The sequence below is a fragment of the Caballeronia sp. INML3B genome (assembly GCF_023631305.1).
Lineage (GTDB): Bacteria > Pseudomonadota > Gammaproteobacteria > Burkholderiales > Burkholderiaceae > Caballeronia > Caballeronia turbans.
Genome location: NZ_JALQDI010000051.1, coordinates 44,287 through 64,782, shown reverse-complemented (window position 1 = coordinate 64,782; position 20,496 = coordinate 44,287). Strand labels below are relative to the sequence as shown.

Sequence of the window (20,496 nt, the reverse complement as noted above, 5' to 3'; positions counted from 1 at the left end):
TTCACGCCGAAGCAGCCTGCGCGCGCCGCAATCTCTCGCGGCTATTGATCAAATGCAGGCGCATGGCGGTGCGCGCGGAATCCGCATCGCCGCGTTCGATGGCATCCGCGATCTGTTCATGCTCTCGGTTCACGCGCATCAGATACTCCGCGTATTGTTCGCGCGGAATGGGCGTGGCCGTGATACGCGTGCGCGGAATCATCCGCGTGCCGAGATGCTCCATGATCTCGACGAAATATCGATTGCCCGTCGCGTGCGCTATCTCCATGTGAAAACGCAAATCGGGCGAGACCGTATCCGATGCCGCGCCGACGCTTCGTGAAAAATCGGCGAGCGCCGAGCGCATCGTCGCGAGGCGGGCGGCATCGCATCGCATGGCCGCGAGTCCCGCGCTCTCCGTTTCGAGGCTGATGCGCAATTCGAGGATCGCGAGCGCGTCGATGGAGCCCGCGACATCGGCTGGATCGAGCTGCAACAACGGCGACATACCCGCTTCGCACACGAAGGTGCCGATGCCATGCCGCGTCTCCACGAGCCCCGCAGCCTGCAGACGCGATAGCGCCTCACGCACGACAGTACGGCTCACGCCGAAACGCTGCACCATCTCCGCTTCGGTCGCGAGGCGGGCGCCGGCCTTCAATGTCCTCGCATCGATTTGCGCGCGCAACGCATCGACCAGTTGCGCGGTGAGGCTGCGTCGCGCGGCAGGCAGCGCAATGGATGGATCTGTCGAAGAAGCATGGAGCGACTCGGCATGCGGATCGGGCGATAGCGTCACGGCGTTCTCGTTGGCGTGGGTTTTACACACATTGACAAATCGGTCGGCAAATGATGATATGCGTCATGTAGTGATATGACAACGTACAATAAGACGCGTGCAGGGTAATTCCTAGCCACGACAGCCTTCAGGAGACAAGGTTGATGGAACAACAAACCAACGACGTCGCGCGATTCGATCGGCTGCTGCTGACGGGTGCCGCAGGCGGTATCGGACGGGCGATCCGTCATCGCGTCGCGGAATTCGCGCAACATGTGCGCATTTCCGACTTGCCCGGTGTGCTGCCGGGCGATTCGGCGCCTCACGAGGAACTCGTTCCTTGTGATCTGGCCGACCGCCAGGCCGTCGATGCGCTCGCGGCCGACTGCGATGCGATCATCCACCTCGGCGGCGTGTCGGTGGAGCGACCCTTCGAGGAGATTCTCGAAGCCAACATCAAGGGCGTGTTCAACCTCTATGAAGCGGCTCGCCGTCAGGGTGTCAGGCGCATCGTGTTCGCGAGCTCGAATCACGTCACGGGTTTCTATCGGCAGGACGAACGAATCGACGCCACCGCGCGCAAGCGTCCTGACGGCTACTACGGGTTGTCGAAATCGTTCGGCGAAGACATGGCGCAGATGTATTTCGATCGCTACGGCATCGAAACCGTCAGCATCCGCATCGGCTCCGTGTTTCCGGAGCCGAAGGATCGCCGCATGATGGCGAGCTGGATGAGCTACGACGACTTCCATGAATTGCTGCGCCGCAGCCTGTTCACGGAGGACGTCGGCCATACGATCGTGTTCGGCATGTCCGCGAACGCGCACACATGGTGGGACAACCGCTGCGCTGCGCATCTGCGCTTCGAGCCGCGCGACTCGTCCGAGCAGTTCCGCCAAAAGATCGAAGCGACGCCGCCGCCCGCGCCCACCGATCCCGTGGCCGTACTGCAAGGCGGCACGTTCACCACGACGGGCCCGTTCGACCCGGTTTAATGCATGCAGCATGCGGTATCACGACATTCGTAGTATGTCGTCATACATCCAGCACGGGCGTCATGGAGCAGGCACCCGGGCATCACAGGAACATTTGCCGCCATGTTTTCTCTCGATTTCACCCCGCTGTTGCCGTACTGGCCGACGTTCCTGCTGGGCGCCTGGCTCACGCTCAAGATGACGTGCGTGGCCGTGTTCTTCGGCCTGATCCTCGGCATGCTCGTCGCGTTCGCCAAGCGCGCGAAGGTGCCGGTGCTCACGCGCGTCTGCATCCTCTATATCGAGGCCGTGCGCAACACGCCGTTTCTGGTGCAGATCTTTCTTCTGTACTTCGGTCTTGCGAGCATCGGCTTGCGCATGCCGACCTTCGCGGCCGCCGCGCTCGCCATGACGATCAACATCGGCGCCTATGCAGCCGAGATCATTCGCGCCGGTCTGGAATCGGTGCCGCGCGGACAGATCGAAGCGGCCGAATGCCTTGGGCTTTCGAAGTGGCGCATCGGCTGGCACGTGATGCTGCAGCCGTCGATCGAAAAGGTCTATCCCGCCCTGACGAGCCAGTTCCTGCTGATGATGCAGGCCTCGGCGATAGCGTCGCAGATTTCCGCTGAAGAACTCGCGGCGGTCGCCAATACCGTGCAGTCCGATACATTCCGCTCACTCGAAACGTACATCGTGGTGGCGGGGCTGTATCTCGTGTTGTCGCTGATCATCAAGCTGATTGCGTGGGCAGTGGGCGAGCATCTCTTCAAGCGCCGCCGGGCGATCCGTCTCGCCGCGAAGCGCGCGGGCACGACCCCGCCCGACTCGCAACGCATCGATACCGTCATTCCCGGAGGTGCGGCATGAGCGGCGGATTCACGTCATCGCACCTCGTCTATCTGGTGCAATCGATCGGCTGGACGCTCGTGCTCTCCGTGCTCGCGTTCGTGCTCGGCGGCATCGGCGGCTTCTGCGTGATGCTCGCGCGCATTTCGCCGCGCGCGTGGCTTTCGCGTGCTGCGCTCGTCTATATCGAAGCGATTCAGGGCATTCCGCTGCTGATCCTGCTTTTCATCGTGTACTTCGGCTTGTCGGTTTATGGCTATCAGGTGCCCGCGCTCGTCGCGGCCGGCCTTGCGCTGATGGTCTATTCGAGTGCATATCTCGGCGACATCTGGCGCGGCTGCATCGAAGCCATGCCGAAGCCGCAATGGGAAGCGTCGGAGTGTCTGTCGCTCACGCGCTGGCAGACGCTGCGCCTCGTGATCATCCCGCAGGCGATGCGTCTCGCGCTGCCACCGACGGTCGGCTTTCTCGTACAGCTCATCAAGATGACGTCGCTTGCTTCGGTGATCGGCTTCGTCGAGCTGACGCGCGCGGGGCAGATCATCAACAACTCGATCTTCCAGCCGTTCCTCATCTTCGGGCTGGTCGGCGCCTTCTATTTCGTCCTGTGCTATCCGCTTTCGCGCTGGAGCCAATCGATGGAGAACAAGCTCAATGTCAGCAATCGTTAAGGTCGGCGATATTCACAAGAGCTTCGGCTCCAATCATGTTCTCAAGGGCGTGTCGTTCGAAGTCAACAAGGGCGAGATGATCGCCGTGATCGGCGCGAGCGGCTCGGGCAAGAGCACGGCGCTGCGCTGCATCGACAGGCTCGAGACGATCGACCAGGGGCAGATCGAAGTGTGCGGCATTCGCGTCGACGATCCGAAAGTCGATCTGCATCTGTTGCGCCGCGAAGTGGGCATCGTGTTTCAAAGCTATAACCTCTTTCCGCATCTGACGGTGGAAGAGAACATCATGCTCGCACTGCGTCACGTGAAGAAGATGTCGAGCGACGAAGCACGTCGTATCGCGATGAATGTGCTGGAGCAGGTCGGTCTGGCACAGAAGGCCGACGCGTACCCCGAACAATTGTCAGGCGGACAGCAGCAGCGCGTGGCGATTGCGCGCTCGCTCGCGATGTCGCCGAAGGTAATGCTCTTCGACGAAGTGACGTCGGCGCTCGATCCGCAACTGACGGGCGAAGTACTGCGCGTGATGGAAGACCTCGCGGCGGACGGCATGACGATGCTACTCGTCACGCACGAGATGGCGTTCGCCAAGCGCGTCGCGGATCGCATCATCTACATGCATCAGGGCAAGGTGTGGGAAGTGGGCGACGGCAGCATGCTCGATGCGCCGCGCACGCCCGAATTGCGCGCATTTCTCGATAACGGACTTTGATATCCGCAGCATCCCATCCAGCAACATCAATAACGACGGAGACTCGACTTGAAAGCAAAGACAATCATTGCACGCGCGGCCGTGGCAACCCTGATGATGGCGGCCGCCGTGCACAGCGCGATGGCCGATCAGCTTGACGACATCAAGAAAGCGGGCGTCGTGCGCGTCGCGATCGCGATCGGCACGCCGCTCTTCAGCTACGCGGATCAGAACCTGAAGCCCGCGGGATCGGACGTCGATACCGCCACCGCACTCGCAAAAGATCTCGGCGTAAAGCTCGAACTCGTGCAGATCACCAATGCCGCACGCATTCCGACGCTGCAGGCGAAGCGCGCGGACCTCGTCATCTCGTCGCTGTCGGTCACGCCGGAGCGCGCCAAAGTGGTCGATTTCTCGAACCCGTATGCGGTGATCTCGATCATCGTCGGCGGCGTAAAGACGATCAAGGTGAAGGATTACGCGGACCTCGACGGCAAGACCATCGGTCTCACGCGTGCCACCGTGAACGACACGCTCACGACGCAACAGGCGAAGGGCGCGCAGATCCAGCGCTATGAGGACGACGCGACGCTCATTACGTCGATGGTCACGGGTCAGGTCGAGCTCTTTTCGAGCACGCCTTCGAACCTGAAGGAAATGCAGGACCGCGCGCCGCAACGCAACATCGAGATGAAGTTCGAGCAGAAGACCTTCGATCTCGGCATTGCGATGAACAAAGACCAGCCGCGACTGAAGGAATGGGTGAACAACTGGGTCGGCACGAACATGAAGAACGGGAACCTGAATACGATCTATAAGAAGTACCACGGGCGCGATTTGCCGGAGACCGTGCGCAAGGGCTGAGCTATGGCCGGCGTCGGTCTCCTTCGATGACGCCGGCCCTGCTTCAATGCTGCGCCTCGTAAGCAACAGATTCGACGTAGATCGCGACTGGGCCCCGTTTCTATTTGCATTCCGCATACGAAATTCACCGGCGAATAATGCATTCGAAATGCCGGTATTGCCGTACCGGAAAGCCTGGGTAAGCCATGTCACAGCCGCGCCATGCGGCCTCGCCCCCCGTTCAAGACAATCCACAGTAACCCGGCGTACACTCGCTTTGCGTTTTGAATCCAGCATGCATTGAGCCATAGCGGATGCGCGGCGCCGCTCTGCCCGCGATCCGCCACTCATTGGACTCCCTCTCTTCGTCACAGGAACCATCATGGCCAGGAACACGGTAGCGGACTATCTCGCGAAGACGCTTGCGGCAGCGGGCGTGGAACGCATCTGGGGGGTCACGGGCGACAGCCTGAACGGACTTGCATTCAGCCTCGATCGCGTGGGCTCGATCCGCTGGATGCATACGCGTCATGAAGAAGCGGCCGCTTTCGCAGCGGGCGCGGATGCAGCCGCTACGGGCAAGCTCGCCGTATGCGCCGGGAGTTGCGGACCGGGCAATCTGCATCTCATCAACGGGCTCTACGACTGCCATCGCAATCATCAACCCGTGCTCGCCATCGCCGCGCATATTCCGTCGACCGAAATCGGCCTGAACTACTTTCAGGAAACGCATCCGCAGGACTTGTTCAAGGAATGCAGTCACTTCGTGGAACTGGTGTCCAATGCATCGCAGTTTCCACGCGTGCTCGAACGCGCGATGCGCGCGGCGCTCGATCAGCGCGGCGTCGCGGTCATCGTGCTGCCGGGCGATGTTGCATTGAGCGACGGCCCGGGTGTCGAGCCGCGCTGGACCGCGAGCGCCCCGGGCGCGATCGTGCCGGCCGATGCGGACCTCGGCAGACTCGCCGACCTTCTGAACGGCTGCGAAGCGGTGACGATCATGTGCGGCAGCGGCGTCGCCGGCTCGCATGACGAAGTCATCGCGCTTGCCGACACGCTCGGCGCGCCCATTGTGCATGCGCTGCGCGGCAAGCAGTTCATCGAGTACGACAATCCATTCGATGTCGGCATGACCGGGCTCATCGGCTTCAGCTCGGGCTATCACGCGATGATGTCCTGCGACACGCTGCTCCTGCTCGGTTGCGATTTTCCGTATCGCCCGTTCTATCCCCCGCAGGCGAAGATCGTGCAGATCGACTGGCGCGGCTCGCAACTGGGACGCCGCGCGCCGCTGGAAATGGGGCTCGTCGGCACCATCAAGGAAACGCTCGCGGCACTTTTGCCCAAGCTTAAGCGCAAGGACGAGCGGCGTTTTCTTGAGAACGCGCTCAGGCACTATGCCACCGCGCGCAAGGACCTCGACGATCTCGCGACGCCGTCCGCGCCGGGACGTCCGATCCATCCGCAATACCTCACGAAGCTCGTCGATGAAATCGCCGCCGAGGATGCGATCTTCACCGTCGATGTCGGCACGCCGACGCTATGGGCCGCGCGCTATCTGACGATGAACGGCAAGCGCCAGTTGCACGGCTCGTTCAATCACGGCTCGATGGCCAACGCGATGCCGCAGGCGCTCGGCGCGCAGGCCGCGCAACCGCAACGGCAAGTCGTGTCGCTATCGGGCGACGGCGGCTTGTCGATGTTGCTGGGCGATCTGCTCTCCGCCGTGCAGCTCGAGTTGCCGATCAAGGTCGTCGTGTTCAACAACAGTCTGCTCGGCTTCGTGTCGATGGAGTTGAAGGCGGGCGGCTATCTCGACACCAACGTCGATCTGAGCAAGACCGATTTCTCGCAGATCGCGAAGGGCGCGGGCATCTGGTCGGTACGCGTGGAAGAGTCGGAGCAACTCGAAAACGCGTTGCGGGAAGCGTTCGCGCACAAGGGACCGGCGGTCGTCGATGTCGTCACGTCGAAGCACGAACTCGCAATGCCGCCGACCATCGAGTTGTCGCAGGCAAAAGGCTTCAGCCTCTACATGTTGCGAGCGATTCTGAGCGGGCGCGGCGATGAAATCGTCGAACTCGCGCGCACGAACCTGCGTTGAGCGAGACAGCGTCATGAGCGAAACGAAAGATCGCCTGCCGGTCGATCATGTGTTCGACTTCGAAGGGCAGGCTGTGCACTACGGCGTGATCGGCGAGGGTGCGCCGCTCGTGCTCGTGCATGGGACGCCGTTTTCATCCCAGGTATGGCGGCGTATCGCGCCGATTGCGGCCCGTTCGCGCCGCGTGCATTACTTCGATCTGCTCGGTTACGGCGCTTCGGAAATGCGCGATGGACAGGACGTTTCGCTCGGCGTGCAGAATCGCGTGCTCGCGGCGCTCATCGGGTACTGGAGCGCCGACTGGAATGGCGCATTACCCGATGTGCTCGCGCACGACTTTGGCGGTGCGACATCGCTCAGGGCAGCGTTGCTGAACGGTTGCGCGTATCGCTCGTTGATGCTCGTCGATCCCGTTGCCGTCGCGCCCTGGGGATCGCCTTTCGTGGCTCATGTGCGGCAACATGAAGCCGCGTTCGCAGGCGTGCCGCCGTACATGCATCAAGCGATGCTCGATGCGTATCTGCAAGGCGCGGCGCATCGAAAGTTATCCGAAGAGACGTTGTGCGTTTATACGCAGCCGTGGACGGGCGAGAAGGGGCAGGCCGCGTTCTATCGGCAGATCGCGCAGATGGATCAGCGTTACACGGATGAAGTGCAATCGCGCTACCGTGAATTGACGTGTCCCGTGTCGATTCTTTGGGGCGAAGAAGACGCATGGATACCGGTCGAGCGCGGTATCGAACTCGCATCGCTGATTCCAAAGGCGCGCTTCACGCGTGTGCCCGGATCAGGACATCTGATGCAGGAAGACGCGCCCGAGGCGATCGTCGGCGAATGGCTGACGTTCGTGGGCGCGATCGAACCGTGACTGATTTCACCCCTTGTTTTTAGCGCTCTCGGCGCGAAATGCCGCTTCGCCCGCGTCGGATACCTCGACCCATTTCTTGTCGGGCGGCGCATCGTCGATATAGCTATCGTGCCAGTTCCACCACTTGTAGGTCGGTGTCTGCGGATAGCCTTCAGGCGAGTCTTCCCACAGCTCCTGACGTCCAAGCGGCGTGATGTCGAGATAGTTCCACGTATTGCCCATCTGCTCGTCGCCGCGATTGTTGAGGAAATACGTGCGGAATACGTTATCTCCATCACGGAAAAACACGTTCGTGCCGTGCCATTCGTCGACCCCGAAATCGGCATCGAAACGATCCGTCAGCGTGAACCACGGAATGTTCCAGCCCATGCGTTGCTTCAGCCGAGCGATGTCCTCTTGCGGCGCACGCGATACGAATACCAATGTCGTATCGCGTGCATTCAGATGCGCAAGATGAGCGACCTGATCGGCGACGAGCGAGCAGCCACGGCACGCATGCTCGGGCCAGCCGAACACGCCGGGCTCATAAAACGCGCGATACACAATCAACTGACGCCGTCCGTCGAACAGATCGACAAAGCCGATTTTGCCGTCGGGGCCCTCGAACATATAGTCCGTTTTCACGGCCATCCACGGCATGCGGCGCCGCTCGGCAGCGAGCGCATCGCGGGCGCGCGTGTGAGCTTTTTCCTTCACGAGCAACTGCTGTCGCGCCGCTTCCCACGCTTGCTCCGACACGACGGGTGGCGTACGCATTTCAGTGCGTGCGCCCGCTGTTCCTTTTTCGTCTGATGTAGTCATGGCTTGTGCAACCTCTTGAGTTGTTGTCCGTGAAATCAGTCTGAACTCGAAAGCGAATGGCCGGGAGTAACAAGTGTGACGGCATTTCCTTGGAGGCTGCATTTGACGCTCATGCTGCGGACCTCGTGCGTTCCACGTTCGGCGAGCCAGCATCGATCAGGCCCACGACGCGCCCAGAGCGTGCATCGTTTTCCAGTACGTGAAGAAGCGTCCGGCGAACATGCCCGCGACGACACCCGACACGGCGGCATCGATGACCCCATACGTCGCGAGCGCGGAGAGATTCGTCGCGGTCGCCATCTCGAAGCCGAGCCAGAACTTCGCGATAAACGTAGTGGCGATCAGCAGCAAGGGCACGATCGACCCCGGCAGCATCACGGTGCGAGCGATCGGATCGACAATGAAGCGGCTCCGGCTCGCGTTGAACACGCCAGCGATGACGCCCGCGGCAAGCGCGAGGATCCACGCGGCGACGGCGGCCACGCCCGTGAGCGGCGACGAAATCAGATGCGCGATACCCATGCCCGCAAAAACCAGCGGGATGATCGCGAGCTTCGAAAGCGGCGTAGTGCTGGCCTGCATTGCCTTGATGCCGCGATACAGCAGAAACGCGAGCAGCACCCAGACCCATGTCGGCGTGCCTTGAATGATGGCGATCGGTGTCATGTTCATCTCCTTCAGACCAGTTGACTCACGCGTTTTTATGTCGATGCATCGATTTCCGTCGACGTGTACGGGATGCTGATGAGCATCGTGCAGATCGTCGCGTTGCCGATCGTCATCGGCCTCGTCGTGAATCATCTGTTCGGCAAGCTCGTGCGCAAGATCGAATGGGCGCTGCCGCTCGTGTCGATGGTGTCGATTCTGCTGATCATCGCGGCGGTCGTCGGCGGCACGCAGAAGAGCATCGCGTCGGTGGGCATGGTCGTCGCGGTGGGCGTGGTGCTGCACAACGGCATCGGCTTACTGGGCGGCTACTGGGGCGGCCGCCTGCTCGGCTTCGACGAAGCCGTCTGCCGCACGCTTGCAATCGAAGTCGGCATGCAGAACTCGGGGCTCGCGGCGACGCTCGGCAAGCTGTATTTCACGCCGATTGCAGCGTTGCCCGGCGCGCTGTTCTCGGTGTGGCACAACCTGTCGGGATCGATGCTCGCGGGCTATTGGGCAGGGCGCCCGGCGAAAGGCTCGACGCGCGATACCGATGCAGAGGGCGTCGTTGCGCGACAGGGTTGAGCGTTCGCGCGCAATCGAATGAAAAAACGCGCCTTTGCTGGCGCGTTTTTTTTAGCTCAAGCCGAGCAGCTTGCGAATCGTTTCTTCGGTCTGCGCATAGCGCCCTTCCCCGAAGTGCGTGTACACGATCTTGCCGTTCTGATCGATCAGATAGAGCGCGGGCCAGTACTGGTTGTCATACGCATTCCAGGTTGCGTATCGATTGTCCTGCGCGACGGGATATTCGATTCCATATTTGGCGATCGCTTTCCTGAGGTTGCCGGCATCGCGCTCGAAGGAATACTCGGGCGTATGCACGCCGACCACGACGAGTCCTTTGTCCCGATAGCGCGCGTACCAGTCCTTCACGTGCGGCAGCGTATGTGCGCAGTTGATGCAATCGAAAGTCCAGAAATCGACGAGCACGACTTTGCCGCGCAACTGCGCGAGATCGAGCGGCGCGCTGTTGAACCAGTTATCGATGCCGGTGAAGTCGGGCGCCTGCGCGCCGGTCTGCTGCGTCGTTTTCATGCCGGCCGCGGAGCCGGTCGATGAGAAAGCGGCGAGCGCCGCGACGGCGCCGAGCGCTGCGACCATCGCGGTGGCGACGGCGGCGATCTTGAGTCGAGCGAACATGACGGTTCTCCTTTTCGGTGATGCGTTAAAGCGTATTGAAGCGCGCCGATGTATCGGGCGCGTGTCCCGTTTGTATCGCCATGTATCCGGCGGCGCGGCCGATACACGGCGTTGCACGGCGCGCCGTTTCTGACATTCCCGCGATACATGAAGGCGCTGGAATACGACACATGCTTGTTGTGCCGTATTCCCGGCGTTCGATGCCGGTCCGTCCAACCGCTTTTCACGGAACACCGATCTCATGTCACTCATCGTCATCGCATTGCTCGGCGGCGTGTTCACCGTATTGAGCCCATGCATTCTGCCGGTCGTTCCGTTCGTATTCGCGCGTTCGGACAGGCCCTTCATCACCGACCGCCTGCCGCTTCTCATCGGACTCGCGGGCACGTTCGCGCTCGTGACCGGCCTCGGCGTCGCGGGTCTCGCGGGCGCCGCGCAACTGAATCAGTACGGCCGCTGGATCGCGCTCGCGACGCTCGCGCTGTTCGGCGCAGCGCTCCTGTTTCCGTCGATTGCCGCGCGGCTCACGCGTCCGTTGTCGGCGCTTGCGGATCGCCTCGTCGCGCGTTCGCAAACCCAGGGGACGACGCGCCGTGTCGCGTCGTCCATGCTGCTCGGCGCGGCGACCGGGCTGCTGTGGGCGCCGTGCGCAGGGCCGATTCTCGGCGTGATCCTCACGGGCGCCGCCTTGCATGGCGCGAGCTGGCACACGGCTGCGGCACTCGTTGCCTATGGCGTCGGCGCGGCCAGTTCGCTTGCGATCGCGTCGAGCCTCGGCAAGCGCGCGCTGGATGTCGTCAAGCGCTCGCTCGGCGTGGGCGAGCATCTGCGGCGTGCAATGGGCGCGCTCGTCGTATTGACCGTGGCCGCGATAGCAACGGGCTTCGACACGCGCTTGCTCGCGCATATCCCCGGCGCGCCGACGACCGGCATCGAGAGCAAGCTCGTCGGCATGCTGAAGGCGAAGCAGACTTCGCGCGATGCACAGCAAGGTGCGCGCGTCATGCGCGTATCGATGCCGGCCGCGCTGCCGGTTCAGGGCAGACTGCCATCGCTCGACGGCGCGACGACCTGGCTCAACGCCAAGCCGCTTTCCACCGACGCATTGCGCGGCAAGGTCGTCGTGGTCAACTTCTGGACGTACTCGTGCATCAACTGCCTGCGCACCTTGCCGTATCTCAAGACGTGGGCGCAACGTTATGGCGATGACGGGCTCGTCGTCGTCGGCGTGCATACGCCCGAGTTCGGCTTCGAGCGCGACACCGGCAACGTGAAGCGCGCGCTCGCGAACCTGAACATCACGTACCCGGTTGCTATCGACAACGATTACGCCATCTGGCGCGCGTTCGGCAATCAGTACTGGCCGGCGTTCTATATCGTCGATGCGCAAGGGCGCGTGCGCTTTCATCATTTCGGCGAAGGCGGATACCGCGAGGCCGAGAACGCGATTCGCGAGTTGCTCGCCGATAGCGGCGCGACGATGAACGTGCGCGATGTACACACCGTGCAGGCCAACGGGGCGCAGGCCGCGGCCGATCCGGCGAACATCGGCTCAGGCGAGACCTATGTGGGCTACAAACAGGCGCAAGGCTTCGCATCGCCGCAACGCGTGATGCCCGATGGCATCGAGACCTACACGCTGCCCGCGCGACTATCGCTTAACGACTGGGCGCTCGAAGGACAGTGGAACGTGGGAGAAGAGGCTGCGGCGCCGGCCGCGCCGCACGCGCGCATCGCGTATCGCTTTCATGCGCGCGATCTGCATCTCGTGCTCGGACCGTCGCCGGATGGCAAGCCAGTCCGATTTCGCGTGACGATCGATGGTGCGGCGCCGGGCGCATCGCATGGCGCGGACATCGCCGCCGATGGCAGCGGCGTCGTGACGAGCGCGCGTCTTTATCAGCTCGTGCGTCAGACGGGTCCGATCGTTGATCGCACTTTCGAAATCGAGTTTCTCGACCCGGGTGCGCAGGCGTATAGCTTTACCTTCGGGTAATTCGCTTGCTGACTTTCTCCTTCGACGCCGCGCCCGATGCGCGGCGTTATCGCCTTTACCAGCAGAAAAAGTTATCCAGACGACCCAGGCTAGGGACATTCCCTAGCGTCTTTTGCGAACGGCCGCGTGGCGCTCATCGTCCACGCGTAGGGCTTTCGCCCGCAAAGCCGCGTCCGCCATGGCGCTGCGATATTCGCGCAACGCTGCACCATTCTCGGGCACCTTGTGCGATGCGCCGATGCATTACCAGAAGTATCGGAAAGTGCTCACAAAATGTCGGTGGGTGATCGAAATTGGCCATGTACGCTTCATTCAACGCAAAGAACGCCGGGAAGTTCCGGCAGCGACATATCCCTTTTTCGAACTTGCTAGGTGGAATGACCCGATGATTCCCAACCTGACGCTCGCACCGAACGACGTCACGAATCCGATTTCCTCGCAGCCGGGAATCGCTTCGCCGGCCCGAACGGTTGCGGCATCCCAGACCGAGATCCTCACGGTCAAGAATCTTTCGAAGATCTTCGGCGCGAAGCCGGAGCGCGCTCAGGCGCTGTTGAAGCAAGGCCTCGGCCGCAACGAAATCTTCGCGCAAACAGGCAACATGGTCGCCGTCGATGATGTCAGCCTCGCCGTCAACGCGGGCGAGATCTTTGTCATCATGGGCTTGTCGGGCTCGGGCAAGTCGACGCTCGTGCGTCTGCTCAACCGCCTGATCGAGCCGACGTCGGGACAAGTGATCCTCGAAGGCCGCGACATCGCGCCGATGAGCACGCCCGAACTGCGCGCCGTGCGCCGCGAAAAAATGGCGATGGTGTTCCAGTCTTTCGCGCTGCTGCCGAATCGCTCCGTCATCGACAACATTGCCTACGGCCTCGAAGTCGCGGGCAGGAAGAAGGCGGATCGTTATGACATCGCACGCGCGGCACTGACGCGCGTCGGCCTCGCTTCCTACGAAAAGCTGTTGCCGAGCGAACTGTCCGGCGGCATGCAGCAGCGCGTCGGCCTTGCTCGCGCGCTCGCGGTGAACCCTTCGGTACTGTTGATGGACGAGGCATTCTCTGCGCTCGATCCGCTCATCCGCTTCGAAATGCAGAACGAACTGCTGCGCTTGCAAAAGGAAGAACAGCGCACGATTGTCTTCATCTCGCACGATATCGAAGAAGCGGTGAAGATCGGCGGGCGCATCGGCATCATGAAGGACGGCCGCCTGATTCAGGTTGGCACGCCGGCCGAGCTCATCCAGTCGCCCGCCGACGATTACGTGCGCGACTTCTTCCGCAATGTCGATGTATCGCGCTTCCTCGAAGCATCGAGTCTGATGACGAAGGTCGAACGCGGTCTCATCGCGTGCAGCACGAGCGCGCCGTCGGAGCGCTATCTGAACAGCCTGATCGACAGCGGCGCCGAGTGCGGATACGTCTGCGACGAGGCGGGGCGCTATCAGGGCTGCGTGACGCCTGCATCGCTGCACAAGAGCGGCAAACGGCCCATCGCCGACGCCTTGCTCCGCGACGTCGCGGCGGTCCCGCTGACAGCCGATTTGCATCAACTCGCGACCATCGCGCTCGGTCAGGAGCACGACGTGCCGGTCACCGATGAACAGGGCAGACTCGCGGGCGTGGTGTCGTGCCGCACGATTCTCAAGCAGGTCATGGAGCGGAGGGCAGCATGAATTCCTCGATCTTTGGAAAGTTCGCCGACGACGCAGTCAACTTTCTCTTCTCGCACTTTCGCGGCGGCTTCGACGCGTTCTCGGCCGCGCTCGGCGCGGTCATCAAGCTGCTCGAAGATGGCCTGGGCGCGGTGCCGTTCATCGCGATGCTCGTGATTCTCATGGGACTTGCGCTGTGGAGAAGGGGTGTCGTATTCGCGGTGTTCGTCGGCGCGGCGCTCTACGTGATCAATTACATGGGCCTCTGGGCGCAGACGGTTTCGACGCTCGCGCTCGTCATCGCGGCGACGTTCTTCAGCCTCGTGATCGGCGTGCCGCTCGGCATCTGGGGCGCACGCAACAGACGTGTGGAAGTCGTGCTGCGTTCCTTGCTCGATTTCATGCAGACGATGCCCGCGTTCGTCTATCTGATTCCCGCGGTCATTCTGTTCGGTCTCGGGCGCGTGCCCGCGGTGATCGCGACGATCGTGTTCGCAATGCCGCCGGTCGTGCGTCTGACCACGCTCGGCATTCGCCAGGTGCGGGAGGAACTGCTCGAAGCGGGCCGGTCCTTCGGCAGCACGGATGCGCAACTGCTTTGGAAGATCCAGTTGCCGAATGCATTGCCTTCGATCATGGCGGGCGTGAACCAGACGATCATGATGGCGTTGTCGATGGTGGTGGTCGCTTCGATGATCGGCGCGGGCGGCCTCGGCGAATACGTCCTGAGCGGGATTCAGCGGCTCGATATCGGCATCGGCTTCGAAGGCGGGCTCGGCGTAGTTCTGCTCGCAATCATTCTGGATCGTTTGACGGAGAGTTTCGGCGTGAAGTCGAAGAAGTCGAAGAAGAAAGTCATCTCCACGCCGGCCAAGCCCGCCGCGGCCGGAAGCACCGCTCAGACCTGAGCATCACAGCGTCGACTACACATTAATACTGCATTGTCAGTTACGGAGTCCGAAATGAAAAACAGCTTCATCAAATCCCTCATCGTCAAGATCGTGACGCCGGCCATCGTGGCGTTCGGGGCCGGCTCGAGCCCGGCGATCTCGGCCGAGCCGATCAAGATCGCCGTCACGAACTGGGCCGATGTGCTCGCGGTCGCGAATGTCGCGAAGTACGTGCTCGAAACGAAGCTCCAGCAGCCGGTGCAGTTCGTCCAGGCGGATATCGGCATCCAGTATCAGGGCGTGTCGCGCGGCGATCTCGACATCATGGTCGGCGGATGGCTGCCGGTGACGCACGGTCAGTATGTGGCGCGCTACAAGGACACGCTCGATGATGTCGGCATCATTTACACGGGCGGCAAGAACGGCTGGGCGGTGCCAGCGTATGTGCCCGAGTCGCAGCTTTCGTCGATCGAAGACCTGAAGAAGCCCGAGGTGCAGAAGCAACTCAACGGCGTGATCCAGGGCATCGAACCGGGCGGCGGTCTCATGCAGGCGTCGGAGCGGACAATCAAGGCTTATGACCTGTCCGGCTACAAGCTGCAATCGTCGAGCGAGGCGGGCATGCTCGCATCGGTGCAGCGTGCGTATGGATCGAAGCAATGGATCGTCGCGACCGTATGGAGCCCGCACTGGCTGTTTCAGAAGTGGCAGATGCGCTATCTGAAGGACCCGAAGGGCACGCTCGGCGGCGAGGAACAGATTCACGCCTTCGCATCGAAGCAGTTCGCGACCAAGTTTCCACGCGCGGATGTATTCTTCAAACACTACAAGCTGACGCTCGCGGATGTCGAGGCGATCGAGTTCGAAGGCAATTCGACCAACGATTACGCAACCGCCGCGAAGAAGTTCGTCGACGCGCATCCGGACAAGGTAAAGGCGTGGCTCGCGCAGTGACGCCTGACGCGCACCGCGCATGAGCACACACCCTCCATTCATCGAGAGACAAACATGAGCTTCGAAGGCGTACACACTCCGCTCGTCACCCCGTTCAAGGACGACGGCGAAATCGATCATGAAATGCTCGGTCAGCACGCCGCCAGTCTCGTGGGCCGCGTATCGGGCATGGGCGTCGGCGGCACTACCGGCGAGTACTACGCGCTCAGCTTCGACGAGCGCGTAAAGACGTTCGATACGGTGGCCTCCACCGTCGGCGGAAAGACGTATCTCACGGCGGGCATCAACGCGACCACGACGAAAGAAGTCCTGCGTATCGGACAGGAGGCGAAACGCGCGGGCTATGACGCGTTGCTCATCGCAGCGCCGTATTACGTGCAGCCGACGCAGGAAGAGTTGCTCGATCATCTGCTGAAGGTCGATGACGCGCTCGACATGCCGATCATGCTCTACAACTTCCCGGCACGCACCGGCACGGCTATCGGCGATGAAGTCCTCGACAAGCTGCTCGCGCGCCCCAACTTCGCGGCGATGAAGGAGAGCACGGGCGATATTGCGCATCTGCATCATCTCGCCACGCATCTGCCCGAGCGCTTCGTTCTCAGTTGCGGCATGGACGATCAGGCGCTCGAGTTCTTCGCATGGGGCGCGCGAAGCTGGGTCGCGGGGGCATCGAACTTTCTGCCTGAAGCGCATGGCGAGTTGCTCGAAGCATGCGTGAAGCGCGGTGATTTCAATGCTGGCCGCAAGCTGATGGCGCAATTGCTCCCCGTGCTCGAACTGCTCGAGCGCAGCGGGAAATTCATCCAGTATGTGCGTTACGGATGCGAACTCGCGGGCACGCGCGTCGGCAACGCACGTGCGCCGCTCGGCACGCTCAACGACGAAGAGCGCAGTGCCTTCGCCAAGATCGTTCAACCCTTGCTGCGCAACGCTCAGTAACGTGAATGGCCTCGAAACTGGACTTCATGCGGTTTCCCGCGCCTGACGGCGTGAACGGCTGGTGGGAGAGCCTGCCACCCGTCGCGCCCGCCAGAAGTGTGACGGGCGAAGCGCGCTTCGACTTCGTCGTGGTCGGCGGGGGTATCACCGGTTTGTGTGCGGCGCGCCGGCTTGCCGAACTTGCACCGGATGCCTCGATCGCGCTCGTGGAGGCTGATCGCATCGGGCGTTCGACAGCGGGGCGCAATTCCGGCTTTTTCGTCGATTTGCCGCATGACATCAGCAGCGAGAGTTATTCGCGCAGTGTCGAGGCCGACAAGGCGGACGTGCGCCTGCAACGGCATGGCATCGGCTATGTGCGCAGCACGGTCAAGGCGAACGGTATCGATTGCGACTGGCGCGACGACGGAAAGTATCACGCCTCGGTGAACAAGAAGGGCCATGCGGCGCTGACTCATTTCGCGGATGGGCTCGCGCGTATCGACGAGCCATGCGAGTGGCTCGACGAGGCCGCGATCGCCGGCGTGACGGGCACGCGCTTCTATCAGAGCGCGCTCTTCACGCCGGGATGCAGCACGGTTCAGCCGGCGGCGCTTATGCGCGGCCTCGCTGCGACGCAACCGTCGAACGTAACCGTGTTCGAAATGAGCGCGGTAAAGGGCATGGATACGCGCGGCCAGACGAAGCTGCTGAGCTTCGCGAACGGCAGTATCGAGGCGAAGCGCGTCGTGCTGTGCACCAATGCGTATGCAGCCACCTTTGGCGGCCATCCGAACGGCTTGCTGCCGGTCTATACGTTCGCGTCGATGTCGCGTGTCATGACCGACGACGAGATCGCAAAACTCGGCGGCACGAATTCCTGGGCGCTCATTCCGGCCGATCCGATGGGCACCACCGTGCGCCGTCTCGCCACGAACCGTATTTGCGTGCGCAACCATTTCGCGTTCCGGCCCAATCTTTCGGTGTCGGAAGGCGACCTCGCGAAAGCGAAACATCTGCATCAACGCTCGTTCGACCGGCGCTTTCCGATGCTCGCGGACGTCGAGCTGCAATACACATGGGGCGGCGCGTTGTGCCTTTCGGCAAATAACGGCGCGCTATTCGGGCAACGCGACGACGGCGTGTACGAGGCCGTCGGCTGCAACGGGCTCGGCCTGAGTCGCGGATCGGCGGCGGGCAAGCTCATCGCCGAACACGCGCTCGGGCAATCGAACGAACTGATCGATCAACTGCTGAAACAGCCGCATCCGCGTTCGCTGCCGATGCGGCCGATCGCGGACGTCGCGGTATCGGCGGCGATCTGGATGAAGGAATTCTCGGCGGGCGCCGAGCTTTGAATCTCTGAGGACATGACATGACGACGTATCAGGAATGGAAACGTCAGGCGGAACACCTGTCGCTCGACGGCCGCGCATTCATCGCGGGAGCACGCTGCAATGCCGCATCGAATGAAACGTTCGGCACGCTGAATCCTTCGACCGGCAAGGTGCTCGCGGAGGTCGCGAAGTGCGACGCCAAGGACATCGACCGCGCGGTCGTCGCGGCGCGTGAGGCGTTCGAATCGGGCGTGTGGTCGAAGGCCGCGCCATCGCAGAGAAAGGCGGTCCTGCGGCGCCTTGCGCAACTGATCGATGAAAACGCCGAAGAGCTCGCGCTCCTCGAAGCGCTCGAAGCCGGCAAGCCGATCAGCGAATGCATGGGGCTCGACATTCCCGAGTCGGCGGCGTGCATCCGCTGGCATGCCGAGGTGACGGACAAGCGTTACGACGCGCTGTCGCCGTCCGGTCCGAACGTCGTGAGCATGATCACGCGTGAGCCGATCGGTGTCGTCGGCGCAGTGCTGCCGTGGAATTTTCCGGCGCTGATGCTGGCGTGGAAGATCGGGCCGGCGCTGTCCGTGGGCAACAGCGTCATCGTGAAGCCTGCGGAGCAGACCTCGCTCTCGACGCTGCGCATCGCCGATCTCGCACTGGAAGCGGGCGTGCCGCCCGGCGTGTTCAGCGTCGTGACGGGCTTCGGCGAAAGCGCGGGTCAGGCGCTCGGCACGCACGCGGATGTCGATCTCATCGCCTTCACGGGCTCGACCGAAACGGGCAAGCGCTTCCTGCGCTATTCCGCCGATACGAACCTGAAGCGCGTCGTGCTCGAATGCGGCGGAAAGAATCCGCAAGTCGTATTGCCCGACGTCGCGAATCTCGATGCCGTCGCGGAGCAGGCTGTCGCCGCCGCGTTCTGGAACATGGGCGAGAACTGCAGCGCGGGCTCGCGCATTCTTGTTCACACGAGCCAGAAGGCCGAACTGCTGCAAAAGGTGCAGGCCGTGCTCGAAGGCTGGAAAACCGGCGATCCGCTCGATCCCGATGTCAAGCTCGGCTCGCTCATCGAGGAGGCGCATTATCGCAAGGTGCTTGGCCACATCGAGAAGGCGAAGGCCGAGGGTGCGCGTGTCGCGAGCGGCGGAAACGCGACGCTGATTGAAACGGGCGGCTGGTTCGTCGAGCCGACGATCTTCGACAACGTCACGCCGGAAATGAGCATCGCGCGCGACGAGGTCTTCGGCCCGGTCGTCTGCTTTATCGAATATGCTGACGTCGACGAGGCCGTGCGCATCGCGAACGATACGTGCTACGGACTCGCGGCATCGCTATGGACCGACAACGTGAACCAGGCGCATAAAGTCGCGGCGCGCATCCGCGCGGGCACCGTGACCGTGAACTGCTTCGGCGAGGGCGATCTCTCGACACCCTTCGGCGGCTTCAAGCAGTCCGGTTTCGGCGGACGCGACAAGTCGGTCTACGCGCACGACCAATATTGCGAGCTGAAGACGACCTGGCTGAAGCTCGACTGATCATCGGACGAGGCAACATGCGCATTGGCTTCATCGGCACCGGCACGATCACGGCGCGGTCGTGACCGGCATGATCCGCTTCGGCGTTTCTTTCGAGCGCGTGGCGCTGTCGCCACGCAATGCGAAAACTGCGGCGCGCTTGGCCGCGCTCGACGCGCGTATCGAAGTCTGCGAAAGCAATCAGCGCGTGCTCGATACGTCGGACGTCGTCTGTCTTGCGGTCGTGCCGCAGATCGCACAGGACGTTTTGAGCGAGCTTACATTCGATGCGCGGCATCACGTCATCAGCTTTATCGCGGGGAAATCCCTCGATCAGATCCGGGCTTTGGTGCGCCGTTCGGCGAGAATCGTGCGCGCGGTGCCGCTGCCCGCCGTAGCGGCGGGCAAGGGCAGCACGGCGATCTGCCCGCACGACGACATCGCACGGACGCTGTTCGCGCCGCTCGGCGAAGCGGTCGAAGTCGACGACGAGCATCAGTTCGATGCCCTGTCCGCCGCGACCGCGACGATGGCCGCCTTCTTCGCGCTGCTCGAGGAACAGGCGTCGTGGCTCGTGGCGCAAGGCGTGCCGTATGCGTCGGCCCGTTCGTTTTTGTCGGGCTATCATGTGGGGCTTGCACATGAAGCGACCTCTGGCACCGAGCCTTTCTCCGCGATGATCGGGCACGCGAGCACGCCCGGCGGCCTCAACGAGCAGTTCAACCGTGAGTTGTCGGAGCGGGGCACGTACGCGCATTATGCGGAGGCGCTCGACAACATCATGCGCCGCGTGAAAGGGCGTGGATAACGAGGTCAGGCGATCATCGCGC

At 62.3% G+C, this 20,496-nt stretch carries 18 protein-coding genes and 2 pseudogenes; 16 read left to right on the top strand and 4 right to left on the bottom strand.

From position 1 onward, the window contains the following. Nucleotide 1: 1 nt before the first annotated feature. Nucleotides 2-778, bottom strand: coding sequence for a FadR/GntR family transcriptional regulator (locus tag NCS58_RS23040; RefSeq protein ID WP_061117079.1), 777 nt, complete (start codon nucleotides 776-778; stop codon nucleotides 2-4). A 143-nt stretch (nucleotides 779-921) separates the two neighbouring features. On the opposite strand from NCS58_RS23040, the gene NCS58_RS23035 reads away from it, so the two are divergent. The 7 genes from NCS58_RS23035 to NCS58_RS23005 all read left to right on the top strand — a co-directional run bounded on the left by NCS58_RS23035 (nucleotide 922) and on the right by NCS58_RS23005 (nucleotide 7,757). Beyond that, nucleotides 922-1,752, top strand: a complete 831-nt coding sequence (locus NCS58_RS23035; protein WP_061117078.1) for an NAD(P)-dependent oxidoreductase — start codon at nucleotides 922-924, stop codon at nucleotides 1,750-1,752. Nucleotides 1,753-1,854: 102 nt separating this feature from the next. Beyond that, nucleotides 1,855-2,601: an amino acid ABC transporter permease gene (locus NCS58_RS23030; RefSeq protein ID WP_250538890.1), complete on the top strand. Its 747-nt coding sequence runs from the start codon at nucleotides 1,855-1,857 to the stop codon at nucleotides 2,599-2,601. After that, complete coding sequence (locus NCS58_RS23025) at nucleotides 2,598-3,251, top strand: amino acid ABC transporter permease (RefSeq protein ID WP_061117076.1); 654 nt, start codon at nucleotides 2,598-2,600, stop codon at nucleotides 3,249-3,251. The genes NCS58_RS23030 and NCS58_RS23025 overlap by 4 nt, the downstream gene beginning before the upstream one ends. Further along, nucleotides 3,235-3,963, top strand: coding sequence for an amino acid ABC transporter ATP-binding protein (locus tag NCS58_RS23020; protein WP_061117075.1), 729 nt, complete (start codon nucleotides 3,235-3,237; stop codon nucleotides 3,961-3,963). Before NCS58_RS23025 ends, NCS58_RS23020 begins: the two co-directional genes overlap by 17 nt. A 48-nt stretch (nucleotides 3,964-4,011) precedes the next feature. Beyond that, nucleotides 4,012-4,806, top strand: coding sequence for a transporter substrate-binding domain-containing protein (locus tag NCS58_RS23015; protein ID WP_061117074.1), 795 nt, complete (start codon nucleotides 4,012-4,014; stop codon nucleotides 4,804-4,806). Nucleotides 4,807-5,167: 361 nt separating this feature from the next. Next, a complete protein-coding gene (gene poxB / locus NCS58_RS23010) occupies nucleotides 5,168-6,889 on the top strand; it encodes a ubiquinone-dependent pyruvate dehydrogenase (RefSeq protein WP_061117073.1) in 1,722 nt (573 codons plus the stop codon). Between the two features lie 13 nt (nucleotides 6,890-6,902). Next, entirely contained in the window at nucleotides 6,903-7,757 is an 855-nt protein-coding gene (locus tag NCS58_RS23005) for an alpha/beta fold hydrolase (protein ID WP_061117072.1), read from the top strand. Nucleotides 7,758-7,763: 6 nt separating this feature from the next. Here NCS58_RS23005 and NCS58_RS23000 read toward each other — a convergent pair whose 3' ends face one another. After that, nucleotides 7,764-8,558, bottom strand: a complete 795-nt coding sequence (locus NCS58_RS23000) for a DUF899 domain-containing protein (protein ID WP_061117071.1) — start codon at nucleotides 8,556-8,558, stop codon at nucleotides 7,764-7,766. Between the two features lie 156 nt (nucleotides 8,559-8,714). Next, on the bottom strand, nucleotides 8,715-9,224 hold the full coding sequence (locus NCS58_RS22995) for a DUF6622 family protein (RefSeq protein WP_061117268.1): 510 nt from the start codon (nucleotides 9,222-9,224) through the stop codon (nucleotides 8,715-8,717). Nucleotides 9,225-9,248: 24 nt separating this feature from the next. On the opposite strand from NCS58_RS22995, the pseudogene NCS58_RS22990 reads away from it, so the two are divergent. Next, nucleotides 9,249-9,791: pseudogene (locus tag NCS58_RS22990) on the top strand (bile acid:sodium symporter family protein); the annotation flags it as partial. Between the two features lie 51 nt (nucleotides 9,792-9,842). Here NCS58_RS22990 and NCS58_RS22985 read toward each other — a convergent pair. After that, nucleotides 9,843-10,406, bottom strand: a complete 564-nt coding sequence (locus tag NCS58_RS22985) for a thioredoxin family protein (RefSeq protein WP_061117069.1) — start codon at nucleotides 10,404-10,406, stop codon at nucleotides 9,843-9,845. 241 nt (nucleotides 10,407-10,647) lie between these two features. On the opposite strand from NCS58_RS22985, the gene NCS58_RS22980 reads away from it, so the two are divergent. The 8 genes and pseudogenes from NCS58_RS22980 (at nucleotide 10,648) to NCS58_RS22945 (ending at nucleotide 20,474) form a co-directional block, all read left to right on the top strand. Continuing rightward, nucleotides 10,648-12,402 (top strand): cytochrome c biogenesis protein DipZ, encoded by a 1,755-nt coding sequence (locus NCS58_RS22980; protein WP_061117068.1) that lies wholly within the window; start codon nucleotides 10,648-10,650, stop codon nucleotides 12,400-12,402. Between the two features lie 385 nt (nucleotides 12,403-12,787). Continuing rightward, nucleotides 12,788-14,074, top strand: a complete 1,287-nt coding sequence (locus tag NCS58_RS22975) for a glycine betaine/L-proline ABC transporter ATP-binding protein (RefSeq protein WP_061117267.1) — start codon at nucleotides 12,788-12,790, stop codon at nucleotides 14,072-14,074. Further along, a complete protein-coding gene (locus NCS58_RS22970) occupies nucleotides 14,071-14,961 on the top strand; it encodes a proline/glycine betaine ABC transporter permease (RefSeq protein WP_061117067.1) in 891 nt (296 codons plus the stop codon). Before NCS58_RS22975 ends, NCS58_RS22970 begins: the two co-directional genes overlap by 4 nt. A gap of 54 nt (nucleotides 14,962-15,015) precedes the next feature. Beyond that, nucleotides 15,016-15,897, top strand: coding sequence for a glycine betaine ABC transporter substrate-binding protein (locus NCS58_RS22965; RefSeq protein ID WP_061117066.1), 882 nt, complete (start codon nucleotides 15,016-15,018; stop codon nucleotides 15,895-15,897). Between the two features lie 54 nt (nucleotides 15,898-15,951). Next, nucleotides 15,952-16,839, top strand: coding sequence for a dihydrodipicolinate synthase family protein (locus NCS58_RS22960; protein WP_061117065.1), 888 nt, complete (start codon nucleotides 15,952-15,954; stop codon nucleotides 16,837-16,839). A gap of 5 nt (nucleotides 16,840-16,844) precedes the next feature. Beyond that, a complete protein-coding gene (locus NCS58_RS22955) occupies nucleotides 16,845-18,176 on the top strand; it encodes an FAD-binding oxidoreductase (RefSeq protein WP_061117064.1) in 1,332 nt (443 codons plus the stop codon). A 17-nt stretch (nucleotides 18,177-18,193) separates the two neighbouring features. After that, nucleotides 18,194-19,687, top strand: a complete 1,494-nt coding sequence (locus NCS58_RS22950; protein ID WP_061117063.1) for an aldehyde dehydrogenase — start codon at nucleotides 18,194-18,196, stop codon at nucleotides 19,685-19,687. A gap of 17 nt (nucleotides 19,688-19,704) precedes the next feature. Next, nucleotides 19,705-20,474: pseudogene (locus NCS58_RS22945) on the top strand (pyrroline-5-carboxylate reductase). Nucleotides 20,475-20,496 lie beyond the last annotated feature (22 nt).